This window comes from Streptomyces glaucescens (assembly GCF_002154375.1).
In the GTDB taxonomy this organism is placed as follows: Bacteria; Actinomycetota; Actinomycetes; order Streptomycetales; family Streptomycetaceae; genus Streptomyces; species Streptomyces glaucescens.
In genome coordinates, this window is record NZ_MUND01001088.1 from 1 (window position 1) to 741 (window position 741).

Consider the following 741-nt stretch of genomic DNA (forward strand, 5'->3'; position numbering starts at 1 on the left):
GCGGTGGCCGTGCTCCTAGGGTGAGGGTCATGACCCTGCCCCGCGTAGTCCTCACCTCCGGCCGCCGACCCGGAGCAGCACGGCATGCGGGCGCTCGCCTCACAGGAGTGGGCCGTTGACCACGCACCCCGACGCCCGTGTCACGTTGCTGCGCCACCAGTTCGACCTGACATGGGCGCTGTTCGACTACCACCTGGACCGCCTGACCCCGGACGACGTCCTCTGGGAGCCCGCCCCGGTCACCTGGACCGTCCGCCCGACCGCCGACGGCACCTGGCTCCCGGACTGGGCGGACACCGAGCCCGACCCCGTGCCGGTCCCCACCATCGGCTGGCTGACCTGGCACATCGGCTGGTGGTGGAGCACGGCTCAGGACCACCTCCAGGGACGCCCACCCCGTGACCGGACCGACATCACCTGGCCAGGCGACGGACCTGCGGCCGTGGCCTGGCTGCGCGCCCTGCGCACGGACTGGCTCACGGCCCTCGACCACCTGGACCCCGCCACCCTGGACGCGACGTCCCCCTTCCCCTGGCCCGCCGACCCCCGGTACACCGTCGCCGACATGATCGGCTGGGTGAACGCCGAGCTGATGAAGAACGTCGCGGAGATCGGGCAGTTGCGACTGCTCCGGGCGCAGCACAGCTAGAACGCGGAAGGGGCACCCCGTGACCGGGGTGCCCCTTCGCGTACGTGAGTGCCTGCGGTGGGTGTGGGATTTGAACCCAGGTGACATAGCGG

The 741-nt window shown here is 71.5% G+C and carries 1 protein-coding gene; it reads left to right on the forward strand.

The genetic code is table 11. The features are described from left to right. Window positions 1-115 precede the first annotated feature (115 nt). Complete coding sequence (locus CCN42_RS40790) at window positions 116-649, forward strand: DinB family protein (protein WP_245877713.1); 534 nt, start codon at window positions 116-118, stop codon at window positions 647-649. Window positions 650-741 lie beyond the last annotated feature (92 nt).